This window comes from Halomonas sp. (assembly GCF_052095765.1).
Classification (GTDB): domain Bacteria; phylum Pseudomonadota; class Gammaproteobacteria; order Pseudomonadales; family Halomonadaceae; genus Halomonas.
Genome location: NZ_JBQDJZ010000116.1, coordinates 1 through 6,786 on the forward strand (window position 1 = coordinate 1; position 6,786 = coordinate 6,786).

Consider the following 6,786-nt stretch of genomic DNA (forward strand, 5'->3'; position numbering starts at 1 on the left):
GCCATTAAGGCGCCTGCATCTTCAATGATAGGACTATTCCGGCAGTGGAATATATTCTTCTTCGTCACCCGCGACCTTGGGGAAGGCCTGAGCTTTCCAATCAGCCTTGGCTTGCTCGATGCGCTCGCGGCGACTAGACACAAAATTCCATTCGATATAACGCCTGCCTAGGTGCTCCCCGCCGACGACCGCAATACGCGAATCGTGTGTTGCGGTCAGCTCGATGTCAGGCGCGTCCGAGAATACCGCCATCGCGTGCTCGGGGATCATGGTTTCACCCGCGGTCAGCCCACCCTCTGCCACGTAGACGGCGCGTTCTTCGGCCGCCGGAACATTGATTTTTTGCCCAGCACGCAGGTGCGCCTCGATATACAGAGTGTCGGCATACGTCTTGACCGGCGAAGTTACCCCAAAGGCAGTGCCCATGATGACACGGACCGACACAGCGTCGATATCAACACGGGGGATGTCTGCATCCGGGTAGTGATAAAACGCCGGATCGATCTCCTCGAAAGCCTCCGGTAGCGCCAGCCATAGCTGCAAGCCGTTGAGGCGATGCGCGGTTGCGGTCACTTCTGGGCGCTCACGCTCGGAGTGGGTAATGCCCTTGCCTGCCACCATGAGATTGACGTCACCCGGACGGATGGCCTGGTAGCTGCCGACCGAGTCGCGGTGCAGTATTTCACCTTCAAATAGGTAAGTGACCGTAGCCAGATTGATGTGCGGATGTGGCCTCACCTTGATGCCCTCGCCCGCCGCGAATTCAGCCGGCCCCATATGGTCGAAGAAGATCCAGGGTCCGACCATGCGACGCTGCCGGGTCGGTAGCGCGCGCCGCACCGAAAAACCGCCCAGATCGGCGTCGCGTGGCTCGATCAGCAGCTCCACCGCCTTGCAGTCGGCGGGCGTTACGCAGTGCTGGTCAAAGGCTTCATCGGGTTGCTGTGTTTGCGTGCTCATTCGTCTTCTCCCTCAGGCTATGTAGTATCTGCGACAAACCAAGCTTATGGGGTCATGTCGAACACTAATACCTCTGTTGTGGTTATGGTAGTCAGGGTAATCGTTTGCGGGCCTTCAAGGGCGACGCCATCACCTGCCGACAGTGCCTGACCATCAAGCTGAACATCGCCAGACGCGACCTGTACCCAACCTTTACGACCGGCAGGGAGCTGGTAAGTCACGCTATCCGTATCCGCCAACTTTACCGCATACAGATCAACATCCTGCTGAATGGTAACCGAGCCATCCCGACCATCCCGCGACCCAACCAGGCGTAGCTGTCCGGACTTTTGCTGGTCAGTGAAGGTCTTTTGCTCATAGCTGGGCTCCAGCCCGTTGCGTTCCGGCATGATCCATATCTGCAAGAAGTGCAGGGAGTCACTGTCCGAGGCGTTGAACTCACTGTGACGCACGCCGGTACCGGCTGACATGCGCTGCACATCCCCCGGGCGAATCACCGATCCGCTACCCAGGTTGTCCTTATGCGCCATTTCGCCTTCCAGGACATAGGAAATGATCTCCATATCCTGGTGGCCATGGGCACCAAACCCTTGGCCCGGCTGCACCTTGTCTTCATTGATGACCCGCAAGGGACCAAACCCCATGAACTGGGGGTCGTAGTAATTACCAAACGAAAAGGTGTGGCGACTGTCTAGCCAGCCAAAGTTGGCGACACCGCGTTCGTCTGCATAGCGTATTGCCATCATGATGAGCTCCTTTGATCGGGATATTAAGCAATAAAGCTATCCTACTCTCCCCCCAATCAAATACAATAGCCATTAAAGAACACACTTCGTCGCCAATTATGCGACAATAGGCAAAGAGAGATATAATGGATAATTTCTCAGGCATTCGGGCGTTCACCCAGGTCGTCAAGTCAGGCGGCTTTGCCGCTGCAGCACGGGAGATGGGCTTATCACGCTCGGTGGTCAACAAGACCGTCATCAATTTGGAAAAGGAACTCGGCGTACAGCTGCTGCAGCGCAGCACACGGCGCGTCACGCCTACGGATACGGGACTTGCCTTTCATGAGCGTTGCCTTCACATACTGAGCGAGCTGGACGAAGCCACCTCGGCAATCACCGCAATGCAAAGCAGGCCGACCGGCAACCTGCGCGTCAACGCGCCCATGTCGTTTGGAACGCTGCATCTCTCCAAGGTGCTCGCAGAGTACATGGCGCAGCATCCAGACGTGCATGTGGAGCTGGTGCTCAACGACCGGGTCGTCGATGCCATCGAAGAAGGCTTTGATGTCACCGTACGCGTTGGTCCGTCTCAGGCAACCACCAGCCTTGTGACTCGTGAGCTGGCCACCGCCCGGCGTGTGCTATGCGCCTCGCCAGAGTATCTCGAGACCTGGGGAGAGCCGTCGACCCCCGCTGAGCTCAACACGCATCGCTGCTTGCACTATGGCTATCTGGGCTCTGGCAGCAAGTGGCGGTTACATGGCCCACATGGCGAACAGCCCTTCTCGATCCAGTGTGTCATGTCCTCCAATAATGCTGAGCCTCTGTGCGATGCCGCCGTGAATCACCAGGGCATTGCCCTACTACCGACCTTTATCGCCGGCAAGGCACTGAAAACTGGGCAGTTACGTACAATTCTCGTGGATTACCCGCCAACCGATATCACTCTTAGCGCTCTCTACCCGCGCCACCGGCACCTGTCGACCAAGGTTCAGCTGCTGGTTGATTTACTATCCAAACGTTTCGGGGGCCAACCTTACTGGGACCTAGTGCAGTGAGGCTGCGTAACTGGCGTCAAATCGTCTACACTTCGCCCACTGCCAGCTGGCGCTCCTTGACCTCGTGCAACTTGTCGCGCAGTTCGGCGGCTTCCTCGAACTCGAGGTTCTGGGCCGCTTCCACCATGGCGTCTTCCAGGCGGATTGCTTCTTTGCGCAGCTGATCACCCGACAGGCTGTTCAGATCGTAGGCGGCTTCCTGCTCGGCCACCATGCGCTCGCTCTTGCGACGCTTGCTGTTACTGCCCGGTGCCCGGGCAGCTTCAAGAATATCGGCCACCGAGCGCGTAATTGTTGTCGGTGTAATGCCATGCGCTTCGTTGTGGGCAATCTGTTTGGCCCGGCGACGCTCGGTTTCGTCGATGGCGCGACGCATGGAGTCGGTCGTGCGATCGCCGTACAGGATCGCCTTGCCATGAGCGTTGCGCGCCGCCCGCCCGATGGTTTGGATCAGCGAGCGTTCGTTACGTAGGAAGCCTTCCTTGTCGGCATCGAGAATCGCCACCAGCGAGACCTCGGGAATATCCAGGCCTTCGCGCAGCAGGTTGATACCCACCAGCACATCGAACTTACCCAGCCGTAGGTCACGAATGATTTCGACCCGTTCGACGGTATCGATATCCGAGTGCAGGTAGCGCACTCTCACATCATGCTCATCGAGATACTCCGTCAGATCCTCAGCCATGCGCTTGGTCAGGGTGGTGACCAGCACACGCTCGCCCACCTCGCTGCGTAGCCGAATCTCCGACAGCAGATCGTCCACCTGAGTTGAGGCCGGGCGAACCTCTATCTCAGGATCGAGCAGTCCGGTCGGGCGCACGACCTGCTCGACGACCTGGCCGGCGTGCTCGGCTTCATAGGTGCTAGGCGTGGCAGAAACGAAGATGGTCTGCGGGCTGACATGCTCCCATTCCTCGAACTTCATTGGCCGGTTGTCCAGCGCCGAAGGCAGCCGGAAACCGTATTCCACCAGGGTTTCCTTGCGCGATCGGTCGCCCTTGTACATGCCGCCAACCTGGGGAACGCTGACATGAGACTCGTCAATAAACAGCAGTGCATCGTCAGGTAGGTAGTCGAAAAACGTCGGCGGCGGCTGGCCCGGCTCACGTCCGGAGAGATAGCGTGAGTAATTCTCGATGCCGTTGCAGTAGCCCAGCTCAAGCATCATTTCGATGTCATACAGCACCCGCTGCTCCAGGCGCTGGGCTTCTACCAGCCGGTCATTGTTACGTAACCACTCCAGCCGCTCGACCAGCTCTTTCTTGATGTCGTCGATAGCGGCCAGAATGGTTTCCCTGGGCGTCACATAATGTGACTTGGGATAGATGGTCATACGCGGCACCCGCCCTCGCACCTCGCCGGTCAGTGGATCGAACAGGCTGATGGTGTCGATTTCGTCGTCGAACAGCTCGACTCGCACGGCTTCGTCTTCAGAATCGGCTGGAAAGATATCGATCACATCCCCCCTCACCCGATAGGTGCCGCGCCTGAAATCCATGTCATTGCGGGTGTACTGCAGTTCCGCCAGGCGGCGCAGGAAAGAGCGCTGATCGATCAGCTCGCCACGACTGAAATGCAGCCGCATTTTCAGGTACAGCTCGGGATCGCCCAGGCCGTAAATGGCCGATACTGACACCACAATCAACGCATCGCGTCGCTCAAGCAGCGCTTTGGTGGCCGACAGACGCATCTGTTCGATGTGGTCATTGATGGAGGCGTCTTTCTCGATAAAGGTATCCGAGGATGGCACATAAGCTTCAGGCTGGTAGTAATCGTAGTAGGAAACAAAATATTCGATGGCATTATCAGGGAAAAACGCCTTGAACTCGCCATACAGCTGAGCGGCTAGGGTCTTGTTGGGTGCCATAACGATGGTCGGGCGCTGCATTTTTTCCACCACGTTGGCCATGGTGAAGGTCTTGCCTGAACCGGTCACGCCCAGCAGTGTCTGGTGAGCAAGGCCAGACTCCAGGCCAGAAATCAGCTCACGGATCGCCGTCGGCTGGTCACCAGCCGGCTGGAAGGAAGACTGCAGGCGGAATGGCTTGCTCATGAAAACTCCTGCAAGACGCTCAAGATGGCGGCTCGTTGCTGAACCCCGCTATCAGGCAGATTGGCGAGTGGTAATCTCTACGGTAGACGTCGTCATCAACCGCTTGATCGGGCAGTTATGACTGATTTCCTCCAGGCGGTTGCGCTGAGTATCGTCAAGATCGCCATGAAATGTCAGCTCAATATCCAGACGATAGACACCGTGGCGCTCCTGGCTTTCATCGCGGCGAACCACGACGGAAACGCCCTCCAGCGGCCAGCCTTTGCGCTGAGCATACATGCGCGAGGTAATCGCTTTGCAGGCGCCTAGCGACAGGTCGAAATAGTCATGGGGATCCGGCGCATTGCCTTCACCGCCGAAGGCGGTCGGCACATCAACTAACAGCTCATCAAAGCTTTCAATTTGGGCTTTCTGGCTCAGCTTACCGTCTTTGACACTGTGAATATGTATAGTCATCAGGATACCTCGATATTGAGTTTGAGCGACCTGATCGCATTGATCAGTTCACTGCGTCGCACACGACCCTCCACTTCAGCCCCATGCTGACCGACCTCGACACTTTCCACGCCGTCCAGCATCATCAGGACGGTGGTCAGCTGATTGACCTGATCTGTATTCTTGACCCCTTTAAAACTTAGGCTCTGATGTGCCATCGCGACCTCCTCAGCTGTCGGGTGCCCTCTTGGGTATAGCTGCAGATTCTACCACGTCACCCCGGCTCCGGCAGTGCTTGTAAAGCCGCCCGGTCGCCCGCATCACTACTAATGAACAGTGAAAGCCGCACCGCTTCTGGACACGCTTTTAACAAGGAAAAGACAATGACAGACTGGATCACCCGCCATGGCGGAGAGCGCCATGCGGCACGGGTCGAATTTACTACCCCTGAACAGGCACGACGTGCGCTTGACGCCACCGTGATCACACCGCTGGTGCAGTTTGGCATCCTCGATATCGTTGGCAGTGATGCCGAACGCTTCCTACAAGGCCAGACCAGCGCCCAACTCAACCTAGCCGACGGGCACTTCGCGGGGTTGACCTGCTTTTGCTCGGTAAAAGGGCGGATCATTGCCAACGCCCAGCTGATGCGTGTTGAAGAAAACCACTACCGTCTACTGCTGGATCATTCAGCGGTCGAGCCGTTGACAGCCCACTTGAAAAAATTCATTCCATTCTATAAAGCTGAGCTCAAGCCGCGCGATGATCTGGCGCTCATCGGGCTGATCGGAAAAGAAGCCCATGCCATTGCCGAAGTCCGACTTGGTTTCAACACCCCAGCCGTCTGGCATCAATCCGGCGACAGTCAGCGTCAACTGTTGGCGCACCCGGGCCACTGCCCTCGCCTGTTGGCCTGCGTTCCGCTGGAGGCAGCCGAGACACTATGGCAAGCGCTGGTAGCACAGGCACTGCCGGTCAACAACAGCATCTGGATGCTACATGATATCCAGGCCGGACTTGCCTGGCTGAATGGCGAGCAAAGCGACAGTTATTTGCCGCAGATGATCAACTGGGAAGCACTCGGCGGTATCAGCTTCAAAAAAGGCTGCTACACCGGACAGGAAGTCGTTGCGCGTGCCCACTTTCGCGGTCAGGTGAAAAAGCGCCTGATGCGTGGTCAGCTGGATAACGGTGAGCTGCCTTTTGCTGGAACCCACATCGTAGACGACGCCGACAAACGTCTTGGCGAAGTGATCAGTGCCGAATACGACGCCTATGGCAAGGTTGAAGTGCTGGCAGTCGTCACCCAGCGTGAGCCAGAACCGGAGCTATATCTCGATGGCCACCGGCTGCAGCGTCTGAAGCTGCCCTATCGCATTGAGCGGGTGGACCCTGAGCAGCTGGTAGTTGATGCCTGAGGAGCTATCGGCAGTGGGCATCACCGTTGTTGTTGTCTTCTGATGCGCTGAAACACGTCAGCCCATAGGGCAGGACGAAGCAGTGACTGCTCCCCGCCCTAAGCGCTGACGCGCCACGGGTGAGGCTTCCCACTTCT

Annotated in this window: 7 protein-coding genes; 2 read left to right on the plus strand and 5 right to left on the minus strand. The window is 57.5% G+C overall.

Annotated features, from left to right (window positions below; genetic code table 11):
• Positions 1 to 33: 33 nt before the first annotated feature.
• Both ACTH3D_RS12005 and ACTH3D_RS12010 read right to left on the minus strand, forming a co-directional pair.
• On the minus strand, positions 34 to 960 hold the full coding sequence (locus tag ACTH3D_RS12005; protein ID WP_441667361.1) for a pirin family protein: 927 nt from the start codon (positions 958 to 960) through the stop codon (positions 34 to 36).
• Positions 961 to 1,004: 44 nt separating this feature from the next.
• Positions 1,005 to 1,706 (minus strand): pirin family protein, encoded by a 702-nt coding sequence (locus ACTH3D_RS12010; protein ID WP_441667362.1) that lies wholly within the window; start codon positions 1,704 to 1,706, stop codon positions 1,005 to 1,007.
• A gap of 125 nt (positions 1,707 to 1,831) precedes the next feature.
• On the opposite strand from ACTH3D_RS12010, the gene ACTH3D_RS12015 reads away from it, so the two are divergent.
• The gene (locus ACTH3D_RS12015) at positions 1,832 to 2,743 is read left to right on the plus strand and encodes a LysR substrate-binding domain-containing protein (protein WP_441667363.1); all 912 of its coding nucleotides are present in this window, start codon (positions 1,832 to 1,834) and stop codon (positions 2,741 to 2,743) included.
• A 25-nt stretch (positions 2,744 to 2,768) separates the two neighbouring features.
• Here the strand turns inward: ACTH3D_RS12015 and uvrB are convergent, their stop codons facing one another.
• Genes uvrB through ACTH3D_RS12030 form a run of 3 tightly spaced genes read right to left on the minus strand, consistent with a single transcriptional unit; the run spans position 2,769 to position 5,449 of the window.
• Positions 2,769 to 4,796 carry an excinuclease ABC subunit UvrB gene (gene uvrB / locus ACTH3D_RS12020; RefSeq protein WP_441667364.1) on the minus strand — a complete coding sequence of 676 codons (2,028 nt, stop codon included), beginning with the start codon at positions 4,794 to 4,796 and terminating at the stop codon, positions 2,769 to 2,771.
• A 51-nt stretch (positions 4,797 to 4,847) separates the two neighbouring features.
• Positions 4,848 to 5,252 carry an OsmC family protein gene (locus tag ACTH3D_RS12025; RefSeq protein WP_441667366.1) on the minus strand — a complete coding sequence of 135 codons (405 nt, stop codon included), beginning with the start codon at positions 5,250 to 5,252 and terminating at the stop codon, positions 4,848 to 4,850.
• Positions 5,252 to 5,449: a hypothetical protein gene (locus tag ACTH3D_RS12030; RefSeq protein WP_441667367.1), complete on the minus strand. Its 198-nt coding sequence runs from the start codon at positions 5,447 to 5,449 to the stop codon at positions 5,252 to 5,254. The genes ACTH3D_RS12025 and ACTH3D_RS12030 overlap by 1 nt, the downstream gene beginning before the upstream one ends.
• A 165-nt stretch (positions 5,450 to 5,614) precedes the next feature.
• On the opposite strand from ACTH3D_RS12030, the gene ygfZ reads away from it, so the two are divergent.
• Complete coding sequence (ygfZ, locus tag ACTH3D_RS12035) at positions 5,615 to 6,649, plus strand: CAF17-like 4Fe-4S cluster assembly/insertion protein YgfZ (protein WP_441667368.1); 1,035 nt, start codon at positions 5,615 to 5,617, stop codon at positions 6,647 to 6,649.
• Positions 6,650 to 6,786: the final 137 nt, after the last annotated feature.